This is a genomic window from Streptosporangium nanhuense (genome assembly GCF_059358815.1).
Genome location: NZ_JCADBG010000027.1, coordinates 25744 through 51308 on the forward strand (window position 1 = coordinate 25744; position 25565 = coordinate 51308).

The 25565-nt window shown below is 72.1% G+C and carries 23 protein-coding genes, 1 tRNA gene and 2 riboswitches; of the genes, 19 read left to right on the top strand and 5 right to left on the bottom strand.

The genetic code is table 11. From position 1 onward, the window contains the following. Window positions 1–155 precede the first annotated feature (155 nt). The 6 genes from AC5L38_RS37005 (at window position 156) to AC5L38_RS37030 (ending at window position 6571) form a co-directional block, all read left to right on the top strand. Complete coding sequence (locus AC5L38_RS37005; RefSeq protein WP_495247467.1) at window positions 156–1277, top strand: nitric oxide synthase oxygenase; 1122 nt, start codon at window positions 156–158, stop codon at window positions 1275–1277. A gap of 47 nt (window positions 1278–1324) precedes the next feature. Next, window positions 1325–1463, top strand: a riboswitch (guanidine-I (ykkC/yxkD leader). A 50-nt stretch (window positions 1464–1513) separates the two neighbouring features. Beyond that, a complete protein-coding gene (locus AC5L38_RS37010) occupies window positions 1514–2689 on the top strand; it encodes an agmatinase family protein (RefSeq protein WP_495247468.1) in 1176 nt (391 codons plus the stop codon). Next, entirely contained in the window at window positions 2689–3774 is a 1086-nt protein-coding gene (locus AC5L38_RS37015) for an ABC transporter substrate-binding protein (protein ID WP_495247469.1), read from the top strand. Before AC5L38_RS37010 ends, AC5L38_RS37015 begins: the two co-directional genes overlap by 1 nt. Before the next feature lie 430 nt (window positions 3775–4204). Next, a complete protein-coding gene (locus AC5L38_RS37020; protein WP_495247470.1) occupies window positions 4205–4927 on the top strand; it encodes an ABC transporter permease in 723 nt (240 codons plus the stop codon). A 43-nt stretch (window positions 4928–4970) separates the two neighbouring features. Beyond that, a complete protein-coding gene (locus AC5L38_RS37025) occupies window positions 4971–5738 on the top strand; it encodes an ABC transporter ATP-binding protein (protein WP_495247471.1) in 768 nt (255 codons plus the stop codon). 59 nt (window positions 5739–5797) lie between these two features. Next, the gene (locus AC5L38_RS37030) at window positions 5798–6571 is read left to right on the top strand and encodes an enoyl-CoA hydratase-related protein (protein WP_495247472.1); all 774 of its coding nucleotides are present in this window, start codon (window positions 5798–5800) and stop codon (window positions 6569–6571) included. A 171-nt stretch (window positions 6572–6742) separates the two neighbouring features. On the opposite strand, the gene AC5L38_RS37035 is transcribed toward AC5L38_RS37030, so the two are convergent. Next, a complete protein-coding gene (locus AC5L38_RS37035) occupies window positions 6743–7480 on the bottom strand; it encodes a TetR/AcrR family transcriptional regulator (RefSeq protein ID WP_495247473.1) in 738 nt (245 codons plus the stop codon). A gap of 100 nt (window positions 7481–7580) precedes the next feature. Here AC5L38_RS37035 and AC5L38_RS37040 point away from each other — a divergent pair, with 100 nt between their 5' ends. Together AC5L38_RS37040 and AC5L38_RS37045 are read left to right on the top strand one after the other, a co-directional pair. Then, entirely contained in the window at window positions 7581–8534 is a 954-nt protein-coding gene (locus AC5L38_RS37040) for an ATP-binding cassette domain-containing protein (RefSeq protein ID WP_495247474.1), read from the top strand. After that, window positions 8527–9288 carry an ABC transporter permease gene (locus tag AC5L38_RS37045; RefSeq protein ID WP_495247475.1) on the top strand — a complete coding sequence of 254 codons (762 nt, stop codon included), beginning with the start codon at window positions 8527–8529 and terminating at the stop codon, window positions 9286–9288. The genes AC5L38_RS37040 and AC5L38_RS37045 overlap by 8 nt, the downstream gene beginning before the upstream one ends. A 111-nt stretch (window positions 9289–9399) precedes the next feature. On the opposite strand, the gene AC5L38_RS37050 is transcribed toward AC5L38_RS37045, so the two are convergent. Then, on the bottom strand, window positions 9400–9921 hold the full coding sequence (locus AC5L38_RS37050; RefSeq protein WP_495247476.1) for a DUF402 domain-containing protein: 522 nt from the start codon (window positions 9919–9921) through the stop codon (window positions 9400–9402). A gap of 52 nt (window positions 9922–9973) precedes the next feature. Further along, a riboswitch (SAM riboswitch) is annotated at window positions 9974–10086 on the top strand. 39 nt (window positions 10087–10125) lie between these two features. On the opposite strand from AC5L38_RS37050, the gene AC5L38_RS37055 reads away from it, so the two are divergent. The 6 genes from AC5L38_RS37055 (at window position 10126) to AC5L38_RS37080 (ending at window position 18143) form a co-directional block, all read left to right on the top strand. Then, entirely contained in the window at window positions 10126–11061 is a 936-nt protein-coding gene (locus AC5L38_RS37055) for a glutathione S-transferase C-terminal domain-containing protein (RefSeq protein WP_495247477.1), read from the top strand. Next, window positions 11058–12815: an FAD/NAD(P)-binding protein gene (locus AC5L38_RS37060; RefSeq protein WP_495247478.1), complete on the top strand. Its 1758-nt coding sequence runs from the start codon at window positions 11058–11060 to the stop codon at window positions 12813–12815. The genes AC5L38_RS37055 and AC5L38_RS37060 overlap by 4 nt, the downstream gene beginning before the upstream one ends. 74 nt (window positions 12816–12889) lie before the next feature. Beyond that, window positions 12890–14527: an ABC transporter substrate-binding protein gene (locus tag AC5L38_RS37065; protein ID WP_495247479.1), complete on the top strand. Its 1638-nt coding sequence runs from the start codon at window positions 12890–12892 to the stop codon at window positions 14525–14527. Window positions 14528–14531: 4 nt separating this feature from the next. Beyond that, a complete protein-coding gene (locus AC5L38_RS37070; protein ID WP_495247480.1) occupies window positions 14532–15503 on the top strand; it encodes an ABC transporter permease in 972 nt (323 codons plus the stop codon). Window positions 15504–15513: 10 nt separating this feature from the next. Further along, window positions 15514–16470 carry an ABC transporter permease gene (locus tag AC5L38_RS37075; RefSeq protein WP_495247481.1) on the top strand — a complete coding sequence of 319 codons (957 nt, stop codon included), beginning with the start codon at window positions 15514–15516 and terminating at the stop codon, window positions 16468–16470. Next, a complete protein-coding gene (locus tag AC5L38_RS37080; protein WP_495247482.1) occupies window positions 16467–18143 on the top strand; it encodes a dipeptide ABC transporter ATP-binding protein in 1677 nt (558 codons plus the stop codon). The genes AC5L38_RS37075 and AC5L38_RS37080 overlap by 4 nt, the downstream gene beginning before the upstream one ends. On the opposite strand, the gene AC5L38_RS37085 is transcribed toward AC5L38_RS37080, so the two are convergent. Continuing rightward, the gene (locus AC5L38_RS37085; RefSeq protein WP_495247483.1) at window positions 18089–19381 is read right to left on the bottom strand and encodes an MFS transporter; all 1293 of its coding nucleotides are present in this window, start codon (window positions 19379–19381) and stop codon (window positions 18089–18091) included. The genes AC5L38_RS37080 and AC5L38_RS37085 overlap by 55 nt on opposite strands. A gap of 80 nt (window positions 19382–19461) precedes the next feature. Here AC5L38_RS37085 and AC5L38_RS37090 point away from each other — a divergent pair, with 80 nt between their 5' ends. Next, window positions 19462–20178 carry a MarR family winged helix-turn-helix transcriptional regulator gene (locus tag AC5L38_RS37090; RefSeq protein ID WP_495247484.1) on the top strand — a complete coding sequence of 239 codons (717 nt, stop codon included), beginning with the start codon at window positions 19462–19464 and terminating at the stop codon, window positions 20176–20178. A 72-nt stretch (window positions 20179–20250) separates the two neighbouring features. Here the strand turns inward: AC5L38_RS37090 and galK are convergent, their stop codons facing one another. Continuing rightward, window positions 20251–21273 (bottom strand): galactokinase, encoded by a 1023-nt coding sequence (galK, locus tag AC5L38_RS37095; protein ID WP_495247485.1) that lies wholly within the window; start codon window positions 21271–21273, stop codon window positions 20251–20253. 215 nt (window positions 21274–21488) lie between these two features. On the opposite strand from galK, the gene AC5L38_RS37100 reads away from it, so the two are divergent. The 3 genes from AC5L38_RS37100 to AC5L38_RS37110 all read left to right on the top strand — a co-directional run bounded on the left by AC5L38_RS37100 (window position 21489) and on the right by AC5L38_RS37110 (window position 23167). After that, window positions 21489–21562: transfer RNA gene (locus tag AC5L38_RS37100), tRNA-Ile, on the top strand. Between the two features lie 352 nt (window positions 21563–21914). Further along, a complete protein-coding gene (locus AC5L38_RS37105) occupies window positions 21915–22298 on the top strand; it encodes a VOC family protein (RefSeq protein WP_495247486.1) in 384 nt (127 codons plus the stop codon). 227 nt (window positions 22299–22525) lie between these two features. Continuing rightward, window positions 22526–23167 (top strand): dihydrofolate reductase family protein, encoded by a 642-nt coding sequence (locus AC5L38_RS37110; RefSeq protein ID WP_495247487.1) that lies wholly within the window; start codon window positions 22526–22528, stop codon window positions 23165–23167. A gap of 172 nt (window positions 23168–23339) precedes the next feature. Here the strand turns inward: AC5L38_RS37110 and AC5L38_RS37115 are convergent, their stop codons facing one another. Next, window positions 23340–23885: a DUF308 domain-containing protein gene (locus AC5L38_RS37115; protein ID WP_495247488.1), complete on the bottom strand. Its 546-nt coding sequence runs from the start codon at window positions 23883–23885 to the stop codon at window positions 23340–23342. 236 nt (window positions 23886–24121) lie between these two features. Here AC5L38_RS37115 and AC5L38_RS37120 point away from each other — a divergent pair, with 236 nt between their 5' ends. After that, window positions 24122–25492, top strand: coding sequence for a dihydrolipoyl dehydrogenase family protein (locus AC5L38_RS37120; protein WP_495247489.1), 1371 nt, complete (start codon window positions 24122–24124; stop codon window positions 25490–25492). Window positions 25493–25565: the final 73 nt, after the last annotated feature.

A 25565-nucleotide genomic window follows, 5' to 3' on the forward strand; every position in this document is an offset into this window, starting at 1 on the left:
GGTCCCGGCGGCGTGCGCCGGATCCGGTCCGCGACGTCCCGGGTGTCCTCGATGTTCCCGGTGTCCCTGGTGTTCCCGGTGCCCCTGGTGTTCCCGGTGTTCCCGGTGTTCCCGGTGTCTCCGGTGTTCTTTGTGCCCCCGGTGGCGCCCCCGAGGTGCCCCCGGTCGACGTGGCGGCGGCCGAGGACTATCTCAGGCTGTTCCACGCCGAGAATCCCGGGGCGGGAGTCCTGCGGGAACGCCTGCGCGAGGTCCGGCAGGAGATCGCCAGGAGCGGGACGTACACCCACACTCCCGGTGAGCTGATCTTCGGCGCCCGGGTGGCCTGGCGCAACAGCGGCAGGTGCATCGGGCGCCTGTACTGGCGCTCGCTGCGGGTGCGCGACCGGCGGCACGTCACCACGGCCGAGGGTGTCGCCGTCGAGTGCGTGAACCACCTGCGGGACGCGGCGCCGAACCGCCGGATCCGCCCGACGATCACCGTCTTCCCCCAGGACCGGCCTGGGGCCCCGGGGCCGCGGATCTGGAACGAGCAGCTGATCCGCTACGCCGGGTACGCGATGGAGGACGGCTCGGTCGTCGGTGACCCTCGTTACACCGGTTTCACCGCGATGCTGCGCGAGCTGGGCTGGCCCGGCGGGCCCGGAAGCCCCTTCGACGTCCTCCCGCTGGCGGTCTCGATGGGGGACGGGCCGCCGCTGCTGTCCACGATCCCCGGCGACGCCGTGCTGGAGGTCGCGCTCTCGCATCCCGCCTACCGGTGGTTCGAGGAGCTGGGACTGCGCTGGCACGCGGTGCCGGTCATCTCGAACATGTGCCTGGAGATCGGCGGGGTCTGCTACCGGGCGGCCCCGTTCAACGGCTGGTACATGGGCACCGAGATCGGCGCCCGCAACCTGGCCGACACCGACCGCTACGACCTGATGCCGGTCATCGCCCGGCGCATGGGACTGGACACCGAAAGTGACCGATCGCTCTGGCGGGACTACGCGCTGGTGGAGCTGAACGTGGCGGTGCTGCACTCCTTCGAGCGGGCGGGAGTGACGATGACGGACCACCACACCGAGTCCAGGCACTTCCTGATGCACGTGGAGCGCGAGAAGAGGGAGGGACGGGTCTGCCCGGCCGACTGGACCTGGATCGTGCCCCCCATGTCGTCCTCGGCCACGCCGGTCTTCCACCGCTACTACGAGGATCGGCTGCTGTCGCCGAACTTCGTCCACCATCCGGACTCCCTGGCACGTGCACTCGGTCACTGGACTGCAACAGGGGGTTAATCCAGAGGAAACGTACCGGCGATGCACTTGCAGTGACCCACCTCATGGTGGGGCGCACCTAGGGTTCCGCCGCCGCCGACGCCGGGCGTTCACGATCGTGAGGTCGTACGGCGTCGGCGCGGGACTGGTCCGAGAGGTGCAGGCGGCCGTGCGGCCGTTCCACGGCGGGACAAAAGCCCGGGAGGCCGGCCGATCCCGGCTGCCCTCCGGCCGGGTTCCGAGCTGATCGGAGCTCCATGCACTGGCACCCGTCCGCTTCCGACCCCGCCCGCCAGGGCCCCTCCGGCGCGGCCCCCTCGGGGCCTGACCGGTACGGCCCCGAGGCCCGCTTCGCCGTCGACCGCGAGGCCGAACTGCCCACCACCAACTGGGAACGCGAGATCGCCTGGGCCCTGGAGGTGGGCCTGCAGGGCGCCGACTCCATCGTCGACCGGCGCATCCCGACCTTCTCCCGGGGCGAGCTGCCGCACTTCGCGGGGATCAACACCTTCCTCAAGGCCCCGTACGTCGAGGACGTGCGGCGCTGCGGTGAGTACGACGTGGCGATCCTGGGCGCGCCGTTCGACGGCGGCACGACCTACCGTTCGGGCACCCGGTTCGGCCCGCAGGGCATCAGGAAGATCTCCGCCCTGTACGGGCCCTACAGCTTCGAGCTGGGGGTGGACCTGCGCGAGTCGATCACGATGGCCGATCTCGGGGACGTGTTCACCATCCCCGGCAACATCGAGAAGACCTTCGACCAGATCTCCAAGGCCGTCTCGCACGTCTACTCCAGCGGGGCGTTCCCGGTCGTCCTGGGCGGTGACCACTCCATCGGGTACCCGACCGTGCGCGGCGTGGCCGAGCACCTGTCGGGCAACCTCGGGATCATCCACTTCGACCGGCACGTGGACACGCAAGAGACCGACCTCGACGAACGTATGCACACCACGCCGTGGTTCCACGCGACCGACATCCCCAACGTGCCGCCGCAGAACCTGGTGCAGATCGGCATCGGCGGCTGGCAGGCGCCCCGGCCGGGGGTGAAGGTCGGCCGCGAGCGCGGCACCACGATCATGACGGTCACCGACTGCGTGGAGATGGGCATCGAGGCGGCGGCCGAGCGCGCGCTGGAGGTCGCCTGGAAGGACGCCGAGGCCGTGTGGCTCTCCTTCGACGTCGACTGCCTGGACGCCGCGTTCGTCCCCGGCACCGGCTGGCCGGAACCCGGCGGTTTCCTGCCGCGCGAGGTCCTGAAGTTCATCCAGATCATCGCCGACGCGGCGCCGCTGGCCGGGATCGAGGTCGTGGAGTGCTCGCCGCCCTACGACAACGCGGAGATCACCTCGTTGATCGCCACCCGCGTCATCTGCGACACCCTCGGCTGCCTGGTCCGTTCCGGGCACCTGCCCGCGAGGAAGGGAGCCTCCTGATGCTCCGCCGCCCGCTCGTCCTGTTCCGCCCACTCCGTTCGCTCCGCCTGACCGGCCCGCTCCGTTCGCTCCGGTCGTCGGTCTCGCTTCGCCTGCTCGTCCCGCTCTGCCTGCTCGCCGCCTGCGCGGCGTGCGCGTCCGCCCCGGGAGGAACCGCCGAGCCCGCGGCCTCCGGCGGGAAGAAGGTCCTCACGCTGGGCTTCTCCGCCTGGCCCGGCTGGTTTCCCTGGCAGGTCGCCCAGGAGAAGGGGTTGTTCGCCAAGAACGGCCTCGAGGTCGAGCTGAAGTACTTCGACAGCTACACCGACAGCCTGACCGCGCTGGCCACCGGCAACGTCGACGCCAACAGCCAGACGCTCAACGACACCATCGCCTCGGTGTCCGGCGGGGCGAAGCAGACGATCGTGCTGGTCAACGACAACTCCACCGGCAACGACCAGATCATCGCCAGGTCCGGCGTCTCCACGGTGGCCGACCTGAAGGGGAAGACCGTCGCGGCCGAGCAGGGGACGGTCGACCACTACCTGCTGCTGCTCGCGCTGCGCAAGGCGGGGCTCACCGAGAAGGACGTCACCTTCAAGCCGCTGCCGACCGACGCCGCCGCCGCGGCCTTCAAAGCGGGCCAGGTGGACGCTGTCGGCGTGTTCGCGCCCTTCACCACCACCGCCCTGGAACTGCCGGGTTCGACGGCGATCGCCACCTCCAAGGACTTCCCCGGGGCCATCCCCGACCATCTGGTGGTGGCCGCCCCGCTCGTCGCCGAGCGGCCGCAGGAGGTGCAGGCGCTGGTGAAGACCTGGTTCGAGACCCTGGAGTGGATCGCCGCCAACAAGGCCGACGCCACCGCGATCATGGCCAAGCGGGCGGGGGTGAGCGAGGCCGACTACGCGAGCTACGACGCGGGGACCACGATCTTCTCCCTGGAGGACAACCTCGCCGCCTTCGAGCCCGGTGACACCGGCGACCACCTCGACAACCAGGCCGCCCTGATCGCGAAGTTCCTCGTCGACTCGGGCCTGGCCGACACCGAGCCCTCGCTGGACGGCCTGTTCGAGCCGAAATTCGTCAGGAGTCTCAAGCCGTGAGGGTCGCAACAGCCGTGAGAACTGCGAGAACAGCGGGAGCGCCGACATGGAGACGACGCCGGGGGACGACCGGTTGTGGCCGGGGCGGGTCCGGCTCGCCCTGCTCGCCGCCCGGAAGGTCGAGGCCCTGATGAGCGCGCGGACCGCGGAACCCGTCGCGTCTCCCGACGCGGGGCGACGGGACTGGGAGCCGCTGCCCCGCCGTTCGGACCGGCCGGGACGCCTCCGGAGACGACGCCCCGCTTCCGGTCCCGACCCGTCCGGCGGGAGAGAACCGGGCGAGGGGAGAGAACCGGGCGAGGGGAAAGAGCCGGGCGAGGGGAAAGAGCCGGCCGAAGGGCCGGGACCGGTTGAAGGCAGCGGGCCGGTCGCGGGACGGGGCCGATCAGGTGGGCGGGGCCCGTCCGTCCGGGCCCGCTGGGGCCTGCGAGTGGCCTCGGTGCTGTTCCCGCTCGCCCTCTGGGCCGCCGTCAGCTCGGCGGAGCTGGTCGATCCCACCTTCCTGCCCTCCCCGCTGGCCGTCCTGGAGGCGTTCGCGGAGATGCTGGGCACCGGGCAGCTGCTCGACGACACCCTCGCCAGCCTCGGCAGGGTCGGCGCCGGGTTCGGGCTGGCGGTGCTGGTCTCGGTGCCGCTGGGCGTCGCGATGGGCACCTCGGCCGTGGCGCTGGCGCTGCTGGAACCGGTCGTCGGCCTGCTCCGCTACATGCCGGCCGCCGCCTTCATCCCCCTGCTGATCATCTGGCTGGGTCTCGGCGAGCCTTCCAAGATCGCGATTCTCGTGCTGGGCGTGGTGTTCTTCAACACGCTGATGGTCGCCGACGCCGTACGGCGGGTGCCCGGCGAGCTGGGCCAGGCCGCGGCCACCCTCGGGGCCCGGCGCGGCGAGATCCTCAGGAAGGTGATCTGGCCGTACGCGCTCCCGGCGGTCGTGGACGCGGCGCGGATCAACGCCGCCGCCGCGTGGAACTTCGTGGTGGTGGCCGAGCTGATCGCGGCCGAGTCGGGGCTCGGCTACCGGATCGTCCGGGCCCAGCGGTTCCTGCAGACCGACAAGATCTTCGCGGTGCTCATCGTGATCGGGGTCGTCGGCCTGCTGATCGACGTGGCGCTGCGCGTCCTGCGCGATCGTCTCGGGAGGTGGGTGGTGTGAGGTCCGCGTCACAGGTCCCGAGCGGCTTCCGGAGGTGGGCGGCATGACCCTCGTGCTGCGCGGCGTGGCCAAGGACTACGGGACCACGCGCGTCCTGGACGGCATCGACCTGTCGATGGAGCCGGGCGAGTTCGTGTGCGTGGTCGGGGCGAGCGGCTCGGGGAAGTCGACGCTGCTGTCGCTGATCGCCGGGCTCACCCCGTCGAGCGCGGGATCCATCTCGCTCGACGGGGCGCCCGTCACGGGCCCGGGGCCCGAGCGCGGGCTGGTCTTCCAGTCGGGCGCGCTGTTCCCCTTCCTCACCGTCGCCGAGAACGTGGCCTTCGGGCTGCGGCTGCTGCCGATCTCCCGGGCGGACCGGGAGCGGCGGGTCCGCTGGTATCTCGGCGAGGTCGGGCTGTCGGCCCTGGCGGGCGCGCTGCCCCGGCAGCTGTCCGGCGGGCAGCGCCAGCGGGTGGCGATCGCGAGGGCGCTGGCGTGCGAGCCGGCCGTGCTGCTGCTGGACGAGCCCTTCGGGGCGCTGGACGTCCAGACCAAGGAGGACATGCAGCTCTTCCTGCGCGAGGTGTGGCGCGACACGGGCACGACCGTGCTGATGGTCACCCACGACGTGGAGGAGGCCGTCCTGCTCGCCCAGCGGGTGCTCGTCTTCGCCTGCGGTCCGGGCAGGGTCGCCGCCGAGGTCCCGATCGGCCTGCCCGCCTACCGGGCCCTCGCGGTCAAGCGGACCTCCTCCTTCCTCGGCCTGCGTGCCACGGTCGAGGATCTGGTCCGCTCGCACATGCTGACGCCGGAGAGGGAAAAGGTGTAGAACGATATTCTGTGTCTCTCCGGGCGGGTGTCCCGGTGGGCTTTCGAGGGGGATGCGGGATGGTCGATCTGGTGCTGTCGTCGATCGAGCGGGGCGTGCTGACGCTGACGTTCAACCGCCCGGACCGGCTCAACGCCTGGACCGACGAGATGGGCCGCCGCTACTTCGACCAGCTGGCCGAGGCCGAGAAGAACCCCGAGGTCCGGGTGATCGTGGTCACCGGCGCGGGGCGGGGCTTCTGCGCCGGGGCGGACTTCCAGACGCTCACCTCCCTTCAGGACGGCTCCTACGCGGGGCAGCCCGACCCGCGCCCCACCACCTTCCCGACCACGGTCCGCAAGCCGATCATCGCCGCCGTCAACGGCGCCTGTGCCGGGCTCGGCATGGTCCACGCCCTGCTCTGCGACCTGGTCTTCACCGCCGCAGAGGCCAAGTGGACCACCGCCTTCGCCCGGCGCGGCCTGATCGCCGAGTACGGCATGTCGTGGGTCCTGCCCCGCCTGGCCGGTCAGGCCAAGGCGATGGACCTGCTGCTGTCGGGCCGTACCTTCACCGGCGCCGAGGCGTACGAGCTGGGCCTGGCCGGCCGGTCGGTGCCCGGGGAGAGGCTGATGGAGGAGACGCTGGCCTACGCCCACGAGCTGGCGACGCACAGCTCCCCGGCCTCGATGGCGGTGATCAAGCGTCAGGTCTGGGGTGACTGGCAGCAGAGCCTGGAGACGTCGGAGAAGGCCGCGACGCGCCTGATGGCCGAGTCCTTCGGCCGGCCGGACTTCGTCGAGGGCGTCGCCAGCTTCGTCGAGCGCCGCGCCCCGGGGTTCCCGCCCCTGTAGGTCCTTTCTTACGCGAGCCGGGAGGGGCGTCCCGAGTTCCCGCCCCGGCAGGTCCTTTTACGCGACCCGGCTTCCCGCCCCTGCAGGTCCCCGGCAGGTCCTTTCAGGCGACCCGGGTTCTCGCTCCCGCAGGTCTCTTCGCGCGCGGGCCGGGCGTGGGGCCGTCCCGGATCAGGTGGGCGGTTCTCCGGTCACGAGCACCGCGAGGCCGTCGAGGATGCGGTCCATGCCGAAGAGGAACTCGTCCTCGGGGCCGCTGGACATGTCGAAGACCCGGGCCTCGAGAAGCTCGTGGATCTCGGGGAAGCGCTCGGCGTCGGTCAGCTTGGAGAGCGCCCGGCCGTAGCCGGACAGCGCCTCCTCGTCGGTGACCTTTGAGGCGTCGAAGGACTCCTGGAGATCGGCCAGGAGCCCGACCTCGGTCCTGACGAAGCCGTTGACCAGCAGCAGCGCCGCCGTCTTCGTGCCCGGGTCGAGCCCGGTGCCGCGCAGGCAGCGCAGTCCGGCCTCCAGCCAGGCGACGTGGTTGGGCATGATCCCCGGGCCCGTGATGGGGATGCGCAGCGACCAGGGGTGCCGCTGCAGGGCGGCGCGCATGGCGGAGGCCCAGCGGTGGACGCCGTGCCGCCAGTCGTCGCCGGGTTCCGGGAGCGGGGGAGGCGGGCCGAGCACCGCGTCCGTGATGAGCATGAGCAGGTCGCCCTTGGAGGAGACGTAGCGGTAGAGCGCCATCGTGGAGACGTCGAGCTCGGTGGCGATCTTGCTCATCGAGACCGCGGCGAGCCCCTCCGCCGAGCCCACCCGCAGGGCGGCCTCCACGATGTGCTCCAGGCTCAGGGTGCGCTTGGGCCCCTTGCCCGGCCGCTCGCGCAGGCCCCAGGCGATCTCCACGCTCTCCGGCACTTCCATCGCGCTCCCGGGCTTGACCGTCCTTTCCTGCGAGTGTATACCTTACGCAATGCCGCGTATGCCATAAACAGTAGAGCGTACGTCATACACAGGAGGGGTAGTGGAGCCAGCCATAGAGGTGAGCGGCCTCACCAAGTCCTACGGCCGGGTCGCCGTCCTGACCGGCGTCGACCTGCGCGTGGCCAAGGGCAGCGTGTACGCGCTGCTCGGTTCCAACGGCGCGGGCAAGACGACGACCGTGCGCACCCTGGCGACGCTGGTCACGCCGGACGCGGGACGGGCCACGGTCGCCGGGTTCGACGTCGTGCGCGACCGCCGCCGCGTCCGCCGCGCCATCAGCCTGACAGGCCAGCACGCGGCGGTCGACGAACTGCTCACCGGCGAGGAGAACCTGCGGATGATGGGCCGCCTGTCCGGCCTGTCACGCGGAGGGGCCCGCCGCAGGGCGGCCGAGCTGCTGGAGCGGTTCGACCTGGCCGAGGCGGGAAGGCGGCGGGTCGGCACGTACTCGGGGGGCATGTGGCGACGCCTGGACCTGGCCGCGGGGTTGGTCGGCGCGCCGTCGGTGATCTTCCTCGACGAGCCGACCACGGGGCTCGACGTGCGGAGCAGGCAGGCGATGTGGGAGGTGATCACCCGCCTCGCCGGCTCGGGCACCACGGTCTTCCTCACCACCCAGTACCTGGAGGAGGCCGACAGCCTGGCCGACAGGATCGCGCTGCTCGACGGCGGGAGGGTGGTGGCGGAGGGCACCGCCGACGAGCTCAAGGCGAGGGTCGCCGCCTGGCGGCTGGACCTCGTCCTGGCCGACGCCCGGTCGTTCGCCGAGGTGACGCGCCTTCTCGGGGCGCGTGCCGTCCACACCGATCCCGGCAGGCTGACCGTCGGGGCGGCCACGGACGGGAGCGCCGCGGGGATCCGTGCCCTGCTGGACGAGGTGGACCCGGGGCGTTCGGCGGTCGAGAGGTTCACCGTGCGGGGCGCCACGCTCGACGACGCGTTCCTCGCGCTGACGAACAGGGAGCTGAAGGACGGGGAGCGGGCCGGTGTCTGACCTTGCCGCCTGGGTCGCCTGGCCGGTCATGACCGGCCGTGCCGTCCGCCTGTCGCTGCGCAACCTCGACGCGCTGCTCACCTCGTTCCTGATGCCCGTCCTGGTCATGCTGCTGTTCGTCTACCTGTTCGGCGGCGCGATCCAGACCGGCGTCGACTACGTCACCTACGCCGTCCCCGGCATCCTCGTCATGTGCGCCTCCTACGGAGCCTCGCTCACCGCGGTCGCCGTCAGCCATGACATGAGCCGGGGGATCGTCGACAGGTTCAGGTCGATGGACGTCGGCGGCGGGGCGTTCCTGGGCGGGCACGTGGCCGCCAGCACCGTGCGCAACCTCACCTCGCTCGCCATCGTGTTCGCCGTCGCGTTCCTGCTCGGCTTCCGGGCGGAGGCGGGCCTGGCCGGCTGGGCCGCGGCGACGGGCGTCCTGGTGGTGTTCGTGCTGGCCGTCTCCGCGGTCTCGGCCGTGGTCGGCCTGCTGTCCAGGACGCCGGAGGCGGCGGGCGGCTTCACCTTCCTGGTGATGTTCCTGCCCTACCCGAGCAGCGCCTTCGTCCCGGTGCACACCATGCCCGCGTGGCTGCACGGGTTCGCGGAGAACCAGCCGGCCACGCCGATCATCGAGTCCGTGCGCGGTCTGCTGCTCGACCGGCCGGTGGGGAGCGACCCGTGGAAGGCGCTGGCCTGGTGCGGCGGCTTCCTGCTGGTCTCGGCGGTCCTCTCCGGCAGGCTGTTCCGCAACCGCACCCGCTGAGACCGCGAGAGGGCGGGGGAGTGCCGGGGGCCGTGCCGGAAGGGCGCCCCCGGCACTGCCGTCCGTACGGGACGCGCCGCGCCGGACCCCGGACGATCGAACGGCCGGGGCTCAGGTGACCAGGGCGAGCCAGCGCGGCGCGGCGCCGAAGGGGGCGGTGCCGGCGCCGACGGCCTCCATCAGCCAGGCGGCCGAGGCGCGGGCGCTCTCCACCACGTCGGACGGGTAGGCGTACTTCACCCGGTGCTCCTCGAACTCGTCCTCATCGTCCAGGAAGACCTTGCTCGGGCGGCCCTTCAGCAGGTTGCGGCGGATCCGGATCACGTCGAGGTCCAGGTCGACCATGGTGACCTCGCCGTCCCTCCACTCCGGCACCGTGGAGATGTCGCAGTAGATCTCGTACTTGTGCGGGGCGGCGTTGAAGGCGGCCGTCCACCAGGCGTCGCGGGGGAAGAGCATCACGAACGGATGCGGCCAGGCGACCGCGTCCCCGTCGCCCTTGTAGCCGCTGGAGTCGGCCACGCAGCCCGTCCACACTCCGTACTCGTCCTCGCCGAGCAGCAGGCCGCGGTGGTGCCAGTGCAGTGATCCGTCGTACTTGCGATAGACCACATTCACGCTCTCATAGGACATTCCCCAACACTAAGGCTTGACAGAGATCTATGTATTTCCTACCTTCTAAATAGGTTAAGAGTGTCAGTGAGAAGCCCCGGCCGGCTGACCGGCAACCCTCGCACCGCGGCGGGGTGCCCCCGGGGGAGACCTGGCGGCACGGTGGGCGTGCCGCAAGCGCGGACCCCCTCACCAGGGTCACCGAGACATGCCCGGGAGTGCCACATGTCGAAGACCAGCACACTGAACCACGCGAGCCCCGTCGACCTCGGCACCCACGGCCACTACCGGCCCGGTGGCAGGCCCGGCCCGCGCTACCCCTTCCAGGGGCGCATCGGCACACCCGCCTTCCCCGCCGAGCCGGGCCGCTACCACCTCTACGTCGCGGCGGTCTGTCCGTACGCGCAGCGCGCGGCCATCGTGCGCTCCCTCAAGGGACTCCAGGACGTGGTCTCGCTCTCCTACGTCGACGACGAGCGCGACGGCCGCGGGTGGGCGTTCCGCGAGCGGCGCGGCGCCGACCCGGTCAACGGGTTCACCATCCTGCGGCAGGCGTACGAGGCGACCGAGCCCGGCTTCGACGGGCACGTCTCGGTGCCGGTCCTGTGGGACAGGACGACCGGCCGCATCGTCAGCAACAACTTCCCCGACATCACGATCGACCTGGCCACCCGGTTCGGCGGCGACCCCGAGGCCGACCTCTACCCCGAGGAGCTCAGGCCGGAGATCGACGAGCTCAACACGAGGATCCACGACATCGTCAACACGGCGGCGGGCCGCGTGGCGGCGGCCACCACCGAGACCGCGTACACCGAGGCGCGCGCGTCCGTGGTCGCCTTCCTCGATGAGCTGGACGACCGCCTGGCCGACCGCAGGTTCCTGTTCGGCTCGGGGATCACCGAGCCGGACGTGCGGCTCTGGCCGACCCTGCTCCGCTTCGACCTGAGCGACAACCCGGCGGCCAGGATCAGCGAGCGCCCGCTGACCGCCTTCCCCAACCTGTGGGACTACGCCAGGGACCTGTACGCCCACCCCGCCTTCCGCGAGAACACCGACTTCACGGCCATCTCCCCCTGGAAGGGCGAGACCGACGCCTGGCGGATCCCGGTCGAGCCACTGCGCGCCGACTGGGACCAGCCGCACCGCAGAGCCGCCGTATGAGCGCCTCGATCGCCGTCGTCGGCGCGGGGCCGACGGGCACCTGCCTGGTGGAGCGCATCTGCGCCAACGCCGCCGACCTGCTCGGCTGGCCGTCGCTGGACGTCCACGTGATCGACCCCCACCCGCCGGGCGGCGGGCGCGTCTGGCGCCACGACCAGCCGGACCTGCTCTGGATGAACTCCGCCGCCGCCGACGTGACGCTCTTCACCGACGAGTCGGTGCGCTGCGAGGGGCCGATCCGGCCAGGACCCACGCTGGCCGAGTGGCTCGGCGGCGACCCGGGCCGGTTCGCCTCCCGCCCGGTGCAGAACGGCTACCTCTCCCACGTCTTCCGGCAGGCGGTGGCGAACGCCCCGCGCGGCGTCCGGGTGCACGTGCACGACGCCCGCGCCGTCGACCTCGCCGACGTCCCCGGCGGCCAGGTGGTGACGCTGGAGGACGGCCGGACGATCGAGGCGGACGCGGTGATCCTGGCCCAGGGGCACGGCGACGTGACCCCGACCAGGGAGGAGGGCGCGCTGGCCGGCCTGGCGGCGCGCGCGGGGCTGCGCTACCTGCCCACCGGCTACGCGGCGGACCTCGACCTGGACGGCATCCCCGCCGGGGAACCGGTGATCATGCGGGGGATGGGGCTGGCCTTCGTCGACCTGATGGTGCTGCTCACCTCGGGCCGGGGCGGCCGGTTCGTCCGCGAGTACGACGGGGAGCTGGTCTACCTGCCCAACGGGCGCGAGCCGCTCCTGCACGTGGGGTCGCGGCGCGGCGTGCCGTACCACTCCAAGACCGGTTACCCCTTCACGGGCACCCGCCCGCCGGTGCCGCGCTTCCTCACCCGCGAGGCGCTGGGCGAGGGGCCGTGGGACTTCCGCAGGGACGTGTGGCCGCTGGTCGCCAAGGAGCTGGCCTTCGCGTACTACCACGAGCTCGTCACCGCCCACCCCGGGCGCGCCAAGCGGGGATGGGCGGAGTTCGAGGAGGTCTACGCGGCCGAGGAGTGGCGCAGTCTCGGGATGCGCAAACTGATCCGCGAGACCGTGCCTCGGCACCTCGACCGGCTCGACTTCGACCGGCTCGACCGGCCGCTGACCGGCATCCGGTTCGGCGACCAGGCGGGCCTGCGGAAGTGGATGCACGGCTATCTCGCCGCCGACCTGCGGCGACGCTCCGACCCCGCGCACAGCGCCGACCACGCGATGATCCTCGGGTTGCTCTCCGTCTACGGCGTCCTCGCCGAGGCGGGCATCTTCGACCCGTGGTTCGGCGGGTTCTTCAGCCACCTCGCCAGCGGCCCGCCGGGACCCCGGCTGGAGGAGCTGCGCGCCCTGGCCAGGGCCGGGGTGGTCACCTTCCTCGGCGCGGACCTCAAGGTCGACCACCACGACGGGCGCTGGCGGGCGCAGAGCCCCACCGTGCCCGGCGGCGTGGCGGCCACCACCCTCGTCGAGGCCAGGCTGCCCGCGCCCAGCGTGAGCCGGGCCGTCGACCCGCTCATCACCGCGCTCCGCGACCGGGGCGAGCTCGACGAGGAGTCGGGCCTGGTGAACGTACGGCCCGCCGACCGGCGCCTGCTCGACAGGTCGGGCACCCCGCACCCCCGCAGGTTCGCCTTCGGCCCCTGGGTCGTCGGCGGCCGGGCCACCGGCGGCTTCGCCAGGCCCCGTCTCAACGCCCCGCTCTTCCGCCACGCCGACGCCCTCGCCCGGATCGTGCTGTCCGAGGCCGCCGGAACCCAGATAAGACGGCACGTCGCATGAAGCGCTCCAACCGGAACGCCGCATCAGAGCCCGTAGTACAGAACCAGGCAGTAGGAAAGCGCGAGGAGAAGAACGTGAAGTTGCGATGGGGCGCCCTGACGCTCGCCGGGGTGCTGGCGCTCGCGGCGTGCGGGGCCGGGAGCGGGGCCCCGAGCACGGCGGCCGGTGGCGAGGGGGGCGGCGACGGCGGGTCGCTCGTGTGGGCGGTGGAGACGCAGCCGATCACCTTCAACCCGCACCAGTGGGGCCAGAACAAGGCCCGCCTGCTGGTCCACAACCAGTTCGACACCCTGATCGCCCGGGGGAGGAACGGCGAGTTCCTGCCCTGGCTGGCCAAGTCCTGGAAGGTGTCCGAGGACGAGCTCACCTACACCTTCGAGCTCCGCGACGACGTCACCTTCCACGACGGCGAGAAGTTCGACGCCGCCTCGGTGAAGGCCAACCTCGACCAGCTCGTCTCGCCCGGCTACAACGCCGCGGTCAGCGCCATCCAGCTGCGCAACTTCGACAGGGCCGAGGCGACCGCGCCGCACACCCTGAAGGTCACCCTGAAGGCCCCCGACGGATTGTTCCTCGACTTCCTCTCCGCCCCGTACGCCGGCCAGGTCTCCCCGAAGTCGCTGAAGAACGCCAAGGACCTCAAGGCGGGCGGCGTCGACGTGGTCGGCACCGGGCCGTTCATCCTCGACCGGTTCACCCCCGGCCAGGAGGTCCACTACAAGCGCAACCCGAACTACAACTGGCCGCCCACCGGCTCCGCCCACCAGGGCCCCGCGCACCTGGCCGAGATCACCTACCGCTTCCTGCCCGAGGCGGCGGTCCGGGTCGGCGCGCTCACCTCCGGGCAGGTGCAGGTGATCGAGGGCGTGCCCGCCACCGAGATCGGCCTCATCAAGAGCGACCCGCAGCTGAAGCTGGAGACCAGCCTCAACTCCGGCAGCGCGTTCTCCTACTACTTCAACACCTCCCGCCCCCCGTTCGACGACAAGCGGGTCCGCGAGGCCTTCCGCGACGCCGTCGACGTGGACGCGGTGCTCAACTCCGTCTACCAGGGCACCGCCAAGCGGGCCTGGAGCGTCATCGGACAGGGCAGCCCGCAGTTCTACGACCCCTCGCTGGAGAAGACCTTCGGCAACGACCCGGCGCGGGCCAACCAGCTGCTCGACGAGGCGGGCTGGAAGGAGCGCGACGCCGAGGGCTTCCGGGTCAAGGACGGCAGGAGGCTGACCGTGCGGACCGTCAACGCCGCCCCGTTCGTCCGCGACCGCCGCGACGTCCTCGCCCAGGCCGTCCAGGCGGCCGTCAAGCAGAGCGCCGGGATCGACTTCCAGGTCAAGATCGTGGACCAGGGCACCGCGCAGAAGGCCATCGACGACAACGAGTACGAGCTCTTCGAGAACTCGCGCGGCGACACCGACGCCGGGGCGGCGCTCAACCTGATCCTGGCGAAGGACGCCGCGATCAACCGCACGAAGTTCGGCAGCGCCGAGCTGGACAAGCTGCTCGCCGACGCGTCGGCCACCGCCGACCTCGCCGAGCGCAAGGAGCTCTACGCGAAGGTGCAGAAGATCGTCGTCACCGACGAGGCGATCCTGCTCCCGGTGTACGTGCCCGCCGACCAGATCGCCTACGGCGCCGGGGTCACCGGGATCACCTTCGAGCCGGTCTCCGGCACTCCCAACAGTGCTTACGACGTCCGGACAGGGACGTGAACACGTGAGCACCCTCACACTCACCCGGCGGCGGGGGCTGGCCGCCGCCGGGTGGCTCGGCCCGGTGGTCCGGCGGCTCGGAGCGGGCGTCGCCGTGCTCTGGGCCGCCGCCACCGCGGCCTACCTCGCGCTGATGCTCGTGCCCGGCGACACGGTCGACGTGCTCATCGGCGACGGCCTCGACACCCCCGAGCGGCGGGCGCAGATCATCGCCGAGTGGGGGCTGGACCGCTCCCCGCTCCAGCAGTACGGCGACTATCTGCTCCGCCTGCTCCAGGGGGACCTGGGCCACTCCTACATCCTGCAGCGCGGCGTCGGCGAGATCCTGTCCTCCCAGATCCTGCCGACGATCCAGCTCGCGCTCACCGCCGCGATCTTCGGGGTCGTCCTGGCCCTGGTGCTCGCCCTGACCACCGCCGGACGCCGCTCCTGGCTCGGCGGCCTGGCCGGGCTGTCGGAGCTGGTCGTCGTCTCGGTCCCGCCGTTCCTCATCGGCATCCTGCTGCTCGCCGTCTTCTCCTTCACGCTCGGCTGGTTCCCCGTCTCCGGGGACAGCGGGCTCATCTCCCTCGTGCTGCCGGGGCTCGCGCTCGGGCTGCAGATCGCCGGGGTGCTCGGCCAGGTGCTCCGCGAGGGTCTGGAACGGGCGCTGGAGGAGCCGTTCGCGGTGACCGCCCGCTCGCGCGGCATCACCGAGTGGCGGCTCGTCGCCCGGCACGCCCTGCGCCACGCCCTGCTCCCGGCCGTCACCCTCACCGGCTGGTTCACGGGCTACCTGCTCGGCGGCGCGATCATCGTGGAGGCCGTCTTCGGCCGTCCGGGGCTCGGCCAGGTCACCGTCGGCGCGGTGAACAGCAAGGACATGCCCATGGTGATGGCGGTCGTGCTGATCTCCGCCTTCGCCTACGTGACGGTCAGCACGATCGTCGACCTCGCCTACCTCGCGATCGACCCCCGCCTGAGGAGGAGCCGATGACGGTCCCGTCGTGCCGGTCGTGCCGGTCGCGCTCGTCGTGCTCGTCGTGGAAGGAGCCGGTGGTGTCACGGCCGCCGTACCGCCTGGGGAGGAGCCGATGACGACGATCACGGAGGTTCCCGGTGTCGCGGCCGTCGCCCCGGCCCAGGCCGGGCGCCGGTACGGCTTCAGGGCGCCGCCGGTCGTGCCGCTGCTGTTCCTGGCGGTCGCCGCGGTCGCCGCCGTGGCGCCCGGCGTCCTGACCGGGGTCGACCCGCTGGCCGCCGACCCGCTGCACGCGCTCGCCGGGCCGAGCGCCCAGCACTGGTTCGGCACCGACCACCTCGGCCGCGACGTGCTGTCGCGCGTCGTGCACGGCGCCGGGCACTCGCTGAGCATCGGCGCCGCCGCCGTCCTGCTCGCCGCCGGGGCCGGCACCCTGCTGGGCATCCTGGCCGGGCTGTCCCCCCGCTACGTCGACGAGCTGCTCAGCCGCCTGTTCGACGTCGTGGCGACCTTCCCCGAACTGCTGCTCGCCCTGCTGGTCATCGCCATCACCGGTCCCGGCACCGGCAACGTCATCCTCGCGATCGGCATCGCGCAGATCCCCAACTACGCCCGGGTGATCCGCGCCCAGACGTTCGTGGTGCGCCGCTCCGGCTACGTCGAGCAGGCGGTCACCTTCGGCCTGGCCAGGCCGGTGCTGGTCGCCCGCCACGTGCTGCCCAACGTGCTCGGGCCCCTGCCGGTGCTCGCCACCATCGGCATGGGCACCGCCATCATCGCCACCTCCGGGCTCAGCTTCCTCGGCATGGGCCCGCAGCCGCCCAGTCCCGAATGGGGCTCGATGCTGTCGGAGGCCCGCAACTACCTGCGCGTCGCCTGGTGGACCGTGTTCTTCCCCGGGCTCTCCGTCACCCTGACCGTCATCAGCCTGACACTCGTCGGGCGCCGCCTGCAGCGCCGTTTCGAGGGGAGAAACCGTTGAGCCTCATCGACGTCGAGGACCTGCGGGCCGGCTTTCCCAGGGCCGGGGTGCGGGCCGTACGGGGAGTGAGCCTGTCGATCGAGGCGGGCGAGTGCGTGGCGATCGTCGGGGAGTCCGGCTCCGGCAAGAGCGTCACGGCCAGGACGCTGGTCGGGCTGGCCGGTCCCGGCGCCGAGGTCACGGCCTCCCGGTTCGCGGTGAACGGCCGGGACGCGCTCAGGTTCGGCGCCCGCGACTGGCGGCGGCTGCGCGGCCGGTTCGCAGGGCTGGTGCTCCAGGACGCGCTGACCTCGCTCGACCCGCTCCGTACCGTCGGCGACGAGATCGCCGAGGTGCTCGCCACCCACGACGTCGTCCCCCGCGCCGCCCGCAGGGAGAGGGTGATCGAGCTGCTGGAGGCGGTCGGGGTGCCGGAACCGGAGGTGCGGGCCCGGCAGTACGCCCACCAGCTGTCCGGCGGGCTGCGCCAGCGCGCCCTGATCGCCTCCGCCATCGCCGCGGCCCCGCCGCTGATCATCGCCGACGAGCCGACGACCGCGCTCGACGTCACCGTGCAGGCCCAGATCCTGCGCCTGCTCGCCGCCCGCAAGGCCGAGGGCACCGCGCTGCTCATGATCAGTCACGACCTCGCCGTGGTCTCCGCCGTCGCCGACCGCGTACTGGTCATGAAGGACGGGGTGGTCGTCGAGGAGGGGCCGACGGGGCGCGTGCTGTCCGAGCCCCGGCACGACTACACCAGGCTGCTGCTCGCCGCCGTCCCCTCCGCGGCCTCGCGTGGCACCCGCCTGTCGGCCATCGCCTCCGGGGGGATCGCGCTGCGCACCCCGCTGCCGGACCGGACCGTCGACCACACCGCGCCGGTCCTGGAGGTCTCGGGGCTGTCGGCCGCGTACGGCGCGCGCACGGTGGTCGACGACGTGTCCTTCGAGCTCTACCCGGGGGAGACGCTCGGCATCGTGGGGGAGTCGGGGTCGGGCAAGACCACGGTCGCCCGGCTCGTCCTCGGGCTGCTCGAACCCGCCTCGGGGGAGGTCCGGCTGGGCGGCGAGCCCTGGTCGGGGGTCCGCGAGCGCGGGCGGCGTTCCCGCAGGTCCCGCATCCAGGTGATCTCCCAGAACCCGCTCGACTCCTTCGACCCCCGCTACACGGTGGGCCGCCTGGTCGCCGAACCCCTCCGCGGCGGCTCCCCGCGTGACGTCTCCTCCGAGAGCGGCTTCTCGCGCGGCCTCCCCTTCAGGCACGGCTCCTCGCGCGGGGCCCTCTCCGGCCGGGTGGCCGAGCTGCTGGAGCGGGTCGGCCTCCCCGCGGACGTCGCCGGCCGGCACCCCCGGCGCCTGTCCGGCGGCCAGCGCCAGCGGGTGGCCATCGCCAGGGCCCTCGCGACCCGTCCCGACGTGCTCGTCTGCGACGAGCCGGTATCCGCGCTGGACGTGTCGATCCAGGCCCAGGTGCTCGACCTGCTCGCGGAGATCCAGGCCGCCTACGGGACCGCGCTGGTCTTCATCTCGCACGACCTCGGGGTGGTCCACCACGTCGCCGACCGGGTGCTGGTCATGCGCGGGGGACAGGTCGTGGAGGAGGGACACGTGGACGAGGTGTTCTTCCTGCCCCGGCACGACTACACCCGCGAGCTGCTCGGCGCGGTGCCCAAGCTGGTGTCGGCAGAGCCCTGACGGCCCTGACGGCCCTGACAGTCCTGACGGCCCTGACGGAGGCCGCGGATGTCGGGAAGGAGCAGCACCCCCAGGCAGGAGACCGCCAGCAGCGCCGCCGCCCCGTACAGGGTGGGCGCCGTGCCCACCGCACCGGCCAGTGGCCCGGCCAGGGCCATGCCGAGGGGATTCAACCCGAGGGAGAGCAGCCAGTCGTACGCGGACACCCGTGAGATCGCCTCGGCCGGGATGTGCTCCTGCACGGCGGTCTCCCACATGGGGGACATGAACGCCAGGCCGCCGGTCATCAGCCCGTAGGCCGCCGCGACGGTCAGCGCTGGTGCCCCGGCGGCGAGCAGGACCAGGGGCAGGGCGCCGAGCGAGAGCGCGAGATTGGCCACGACCAGGGGCTTTCGCGGTCTCACCCGGAGCGCCAGCAGCGCGCCGCACAGGGCGCCGACCGTGCCGCCCTGCACGATCGTGCCCCAGGCGAGCTCGCCGCCGAGGCTCGTGACGGCGATCACGGGCCCGATCGTGACCAGGGCGCAGCGGCTGAGGTTCCACATGGAGTGGCCGACGAGGTTCGTCCAGTACCACCGGTGGCGGCGCAGCTGCGCCCAGCCCTCGGCCAGCTGCCTGGTGAACCGCTCGCGCGGCGCGGGCGGGATCGGCGCGAGCCGGAGCCGGCCCAGCAGCACCGCGCTGGCCGCGAACGTCAGGGCGTCCAGGAGCAGTGCCCAGCCGGGACCGGCGGTCAGGGCGAGGGCGGTGGCGATCCCCGGGCCGAGCAGCATCGACCCGCGCTGGGCGATCGCCATGAGCGCGTTCGCCCTGGGGAGGTGCTCCGCCGCCACGGTGGCGGGCACCAGACCGGTCGTGGCGGGCAGGAAGAACGCGGACCCGGCCCCCGAGACCGCGGCCAGCACCGCCAGGTGGACGATGTCGACCGTGCCGGTGACCAGCTCGAAGCCCATGGCGGCGTGGGCGAGCCCGCGCACCACGTCCGCGCCCATCATCACGCGGCGGCGCGGGAGACGGTCGGCCCAGACACCGCCGGGCAGCATCAGCGCCACCATGGCGATCGACTGGGCGGCCAGGACCACGCCGAGGTCGGTGGCCGAGCCCGTCGCGGTGACGATCGCCAGCGCGAGGGCCACGACGGTGATGGAGTCGCCGACGTGCGAGAGGGTCTGGCCGGTCCACAACAGGCGGAAGCGAGGATCTCGCAGGGGGGCCCAGGGCCCGGATGAAGGGGGCATGAACGAGAAGATACTACGAAATCATAATATATGCATTCGTATTAAAGGGGTGAGGCGGAGAGCGGCGCTACCCTTTGGGCATGCCAGAGCCTGACTCCATCGACCGGCACATCGCGCACTGGTCCCGGGAGCTGTCCGACCTCGACCCGCAGATCGAGGGGATCGTCACGCGCATGCAGGGGCTCGTGCGGCTGCTCAAACGGAACAGGGACGCCTGGCTGACCGCCGGAGGGCTCAAGACCTGGGAGTTCGACGTCCTCCACTTCCTGGTCGCGGCCGGGCCGCCCTACCGGGTGACCCCCTCGCTGCTGGCCGGGTGGCTCGACACCCACCCGGCCACGCTGACCAACCGGCTCGACCGGCTGGAGCAGGCCGGATACGTCGACCGCGTGCACGACCCCGGCGACCGCCGCCGCCTGCTCGTCGCGCTGACCCCCGCCGGGCGCGCCGTCTGGCAGGAGCGCATGGACCAGGGCGACCTCTCGGAGCGGGCGCTGCTCGGCCCGCTCGACCCGGGGGAGCGCGAGGTCCTCGACAACCTCCTGCGCCGGATGGTCGGCGCCGTGGAGCGGGACGGGCCGCCGCTGATGCCGGACTGGCCGTCGGCTTCCGGCTCGGGTACGGATTCGAGGGCGGGGGCGGTTTCCGGCTCGGGTACGGATTCAGGGACGGGTACGGGTTCAGGGACGGGGACGGATTCAGGGACGGGGACGGATTCAGGGACGGGGACGGATTCAGGGACGGGGACGAGAGGGAGAAAATCGCACGCCGAACCCGGCAAGGGGTTGTCGGCATGAGGGCCGCCCCGCCGGGTGATGTTCCTGCCCGCCCACGAGGCGCCTGACGGGGCGTTCGCCCGGACGGGCCGGTCAGAGCAGCCGGCGGGCTCCCGGGGCCGGGGTCGCCGGGTAGATATCCGGTTCGGCCCAGCCGCGCTCGGCGTAGGCCCCGGTCACCGACTCCCGCACGGACTCCACCCGGTCGTCGGCGACCAGCGCGATCGCCGACCCGCCGAACCCGCCGCCGGTCATCCGCGCCCCTCGTGCCCCGCCCCTGACCGCCGACTCCACGGCCACGTCCAGCTCGGCACAGGACACCTCGAACTGGTCGCGCAGCGACAGGTGCGAGGCGTTCAGCAGCGGCCCGATCTCCCGCACCGCCCCGGCCCGCAGCAGCCCGATCACCGCCTCGACCCGGTGGTTCTCCGTCACCACGTGCTGGGTGCGCCTGCGCTCGTCGCCGGTCAGCTTCGCGAGGGCGCCCGCCAGGTCCGTGACGTCGCGCAGCGCGTCGACGCCCAGGCGCTCGGCGGCGTTCTCGCAGTCCTTGCGGCGGCGGGCGTACTGCCCGTCGGCGAGCTCGTGGTGCACCCCGGTGTTGATGATCAGCAGCTGCAGGCCGTGACTCGCCAGGTCGAAGGGGATGTTCCTGGTCCCGAGGCTCCGGCAGTCCATGAACAGAGCCTTGCCCTCCTCGCCGAGGGCGGAGGCGGCCTGGTCCATGATCCCGCACGGCATGCCCACGAAGTCGTTCTCGGCCTTCTGCGCGGCGAGGGCGATCTCCATCTTGGTCAGGCCTAGCTCGTACAGCTCGTTCAGCGCCGTACCGACGGCCACCTCCAGCGCCGCGCTCGACGACAGCCCCGCCCCACGGGGTACGTCCCCGTCGATCACCACGTCCGCGCCGCCGACCCGCTGCCCCTGCCGGCGGAGGACCCAGAACACCCCGGCCACGTACCGGGCCCAGCCCTCTGCCTCGTCGAGCGTCGCCAGCGTCACCGGCTCGCCCGCCTGCAGCGACCGCAGCCTGATCACCCCGTCCTCGCGCGGCGACACCGCCGCGGTCACCCCCCACGGCAGCGCGAACGGTTGACCCGCCCCGGCGCGTGCCACACCCCGGCGGGCTCCATGCCGTACGAGTCCCTGAAAGCTCCAACAACGCGCATGATCCAACACTCCTCAACAAGGTTCACCAGTAGGGTAGCGAGTCCGCCGAGGCCCAGGTCCCGTGCTTGATCACACCGAAGGTCACATCTTGAACCCGGCGCGCCCGGCAGGTGTGCGAACAGCGTCTACGTTTGGTTGAATGCCGCGTACGGCGTGCGCGAGGGGCGGTAGCTCAGCCGGTTAGAGCAGGGGACTCATAATCCCTGGGTCGCGGGTTCGAGTCCCGCCCGCCCTACCCCTTCCGATCATACGAAAAGCGCCTTTGACCTGCGTGTTCGCGGTTGAGGGCGCTTCGTCGTGTCCGGCTGTCACCGACCGTTCGCGGGTGGCTGTGCAGTGCCGGGCCGAAGTGTTCTCGTTTGGCGGGACGGCCGTCCCCTTGGGGCGGATAGGTGGTTGGGGTGCTCTGCCGGCGTACGGGTCAGGGTGCGGTGGCCGAAAGCGGTGTTCGGCGATGGCTCGTGGTGCGTCCGGCGCGGTGCGTCACGATGATCCCGATGGGGCGCCGTTCCGGAAGTGGAACGTCCGCGACGGGCTATAACGTGTCCCCGCGACCAACATCGACGCTCACGTGGGAAGGTGCACCGGTGCGATCTCGGACAGAGGGCATGTGGTGGGGAACCGCTATCGAGGCGCCCGATCCCGGCGCTCTGGCGAGGTTCTACTCCGAGCTGCTCGGATGGCCCATCGGTCATGAGGAGCCGGGCACGACGATTCTCGCGGCTCCTGAGGGATCCGTTTACGTCGTGTTCCAGCAGGCGACCGGTTACCAGGCTCCCGTCTGGCCGCCTGTCGACGGGCGGCAGCGTCCGATGATGCACTTCGACTTCCAGGTCGGAGACCTGGACTCCGCGGTCGCCGAGGCGGTCGCCCTCGGAGCCTCGGTCGCCGCGGAACAGCCGCGAGACAATGTCCGGGTGCTCATCGACCCGGCCGGTCACCCCTTCTGCCTGTGCCGCGACGACGGCTGACCGTGCGGCCGTTCACCGGCGGAAGCGGACACGCCGGCTGCTCTCCCGGGTGCGCACCGGCGGCGCACCCCGCATCATGGCCGACCTCCGCAACCTCGCCGTCGGCCTGGCCCGCCTGATCGGCGCCGTTCCGTGGTCCTTCGATCGATGAGTTCTCGGCCGGACGCCGGTCTATGTTCGCGCCGGCACGTCAGCCGGGACACAAACCGGAACGCGAGGAGAACACCATGGGCATGATCCACGTCGACCTGTTCGCGACGCTCGATCTCGTCGGCCAGTCACCGGGTTATTCCGGGGAGGATCCCGAGGGCTTTCCGTTCGGGGGATGGCAGGCGCCCCTGTTCGACGAGACGGTCGGCCGGCACGTCGGTGCCGGAATGGAGGGCATGGACGCCCTGCTTCTCGGCCGCAGGACCTACGACATCTTCGCCGGGTTCTGGCCGAACCAGGTCGACGGCGTCGACGGCGGGACCGCCACGCTGTTCAACGGCCTCCCGAAGTACGTCGCCTCGCGAGGCAACCCGGACCTGAGCTGGGCGGGCTCGACGCAGTTGGGGCCCGACCTGGTGAGCGCCGTACGCGAGCTGCGTGACAAGCACGAGCACGTCCACGTGATCGGAAGCCTGAACCTGGTGCAGACACTCCTGCGCGAGCGTCTCTTCGACCGGCTCGACCTGTGGCTCTTTCCCGTCGTGCTCGGCGTCGGCAAGAAGGTTTTCGACGGCGGTGCGGTGCCCGCCAACCTGGTGCTCCTGGAACCGCCCGTCACCTCGTCCAAGGGGGCCGTGCTCCTGCGTTACGGCCTCGGTGAGGGAATTCCCGTCGCCGGGGACATGCGGCACGAGGACCGCGGCGTCGGTTCGAGCTGAACGACGGCTATTTCCCTGTCCCGGCAGGAAGGGGCGTGAGCGAGAGCCACGGACGAAGACGCGGTGGTGGCCGGGTGAGCCGGCCGCCACCGCGTCGGGGTGTCGATCAGGCTTGGGTGACGGTGCGTGAGGGTGTCGACCAGGTCTGGGTGACGCCGCGCCAGGGAGGCGGTCAGGCTTGGGCGACCCGCGCCAGGCGGCGCCGTTTCCATGCCAGGGTCGCTGCCTGGATGACGAAGAAGGCGCCACCGGCCGCCGTGTACATGATCAGCGCGGTCAGGCTGGGGGCGTCGCCGACGGCGGCGGGCAGGTAGGTGAGACCGGCGATGACCGAGAGGGCGCCGGCGACGAGCATCGGCCACTGACGGCCGAGCTCGGGGCTCCGGCGGCGGATGGCCACGGTCAGCTGGGCGACGCCGGAGACGACGGCCCAGAGGCCGAACACGAACAGCACCGTGCCGATGCCGCCGATGGCGGCCAGGCCGAGACCGGCGGCGGCCAGGGCGCTGAGCGCCGTGTTGAACACCTGCAGCCTGCGGGCCGGGGTCCCGGGATCCTCGCGGACGTCGAACAGCGAGGCGACGACGTCGATGATCGGGTACGCGATGAGCAGGATCACCGAGACGGCCGTCAACGAGGTGTGGACGGCGGCGAAACCGGCCGACCAGGCGATCGCGATGAGGCCACGGACGAGGTAGATGCGAAGGAGGGACGACATCAGGAGATTTCAGCTTTCTATCCGGGCTTCCCGGCTTACGGGTTCTGTGGAATGCGGAAGACCGCTTTCCGGGGTACGGGAGCCACCCTGACAACCCGTACCGGCCGGCCGCCCCCGGGAGAGGCCCTGGGCAGGACCCTGGCCTACGGCCCTCAGGCTCGCCAGGCACTCCCCAGGGAGAGGACCAGGGACTCGCCCGGGGGCGATCGGGCCCCCGCCGGACCGAGCATTCGGGCATGCGGAGTTTCGACGTGGTGGTGATCGGCGCCGGTCCGGGTGGCGAGGTGGCGGCCGGGAGGCTCGCCGAGGCCGGTCTGGACGTGGCGATCGTGGAGAGCGACAAGGTCGGCGGGGAGTGCTCCTACTACGCGTGCATGCCGTCGAAGGCGCTGCTGCGCCCCGGCGAGCTGCTCGCCGAGGCGCGCCGGGTGCCCGGGGTCGCCGAGGCGGTGACCGGCCCGCTCGACGTACCGGCGGTGCTGCGCCGCAGGGACGAGCTGGTCGGCGGCCTGGACGACAGCGGCCAGGTGCCGTGGCTGGAGGATCGCGGGATCACGCTGGTCCGCGGCTGGGGCCGGCTGGCGGGGGAGAGGCTGGTCGCGGTGGGCGACGAGATCCTCGAGGCGCGCCGCGCGGTGATCCTGGCCGGGGGTACCCGCGCCGCCTTGCCCGACATCGACGGGCTGGCGGACGCGAAGCCGTGGACCAACCGGGAGGTGACGACGTCCCAGGAGATTCCCGGGTCGTTGATCGTGATCGGCGGCGGGGTGGTCGGCGTCGAGATGAGCCAGGCGTACGCGTCGCTCGGGTCACGCGTCACCCTGGTCGAGGGTGACCGGGGACTGCTGCCGCGCGAGGAGGACTTCGTCCGCGCCGAGGTCGGCGAGTCGCTCGCCGAGCAGGGCGTGGACATCCGCACCGGGCAGCGGGCGACGGCCGTACGGCGCGACGGCGACGGCGGAAAGGTGACGGTGACCCTCGGTGACGGGGGCACGGCGATCGGCGACGAGGTGCTGGTCGCCGCGGGCCGGGCGCCGCAGGCCACCGGCCTGGGCCTGGAGACCGTCGGCGCCGGGACCGGCGGTTTCGTCGCGGTCGACGAGCACATGCGGGTGCCCGGGCTGGACTGGCTCTACGTGGTCGGCGACCTCAACGGGCGGGCGCTGTTCACGCACATGGCCAAGTACCAGGCGGCCATCGCGGCCGGGGGGATCCTGGGCCGGGACATGACGGCCGAGCACGTCGCCGACGGCGCCAACTCACCCCGGGTGATCTTCACCGAGCCCCAGGTCGCGGCCGTCGGGCACACCACGGCCAGTGCCGCCGCGGCGGGCCTGAGGGTCCGGGTGATCGACGTGCCCACCGACGGCAACGCCGGCGGCGCCTTCTCCGGCGGCGCACGCGGCACCAGCCGGTTCCTGGTCGACGAGGACAGGGACGTGCTGGTCGGCGTGACGATCACCGGAACCGCCGTCGCCGACTTCCTGCAGGCGGCCACCATCGCGATCGTCGGCGAGGTGCCGGTCCGCCGGCTGCGGCACGCCGTCCCGGCGTTCCCCACCCGCAGCGAGATCTGGCTCCACCTGTTCAACGCCCTCGGCATCTGAGGCGCCGGTACGCCACCCGCCCGGACGGCGGCTCTCGCCGGAGAGTGCCGATCACCGTCTTCCCGGGCACGCC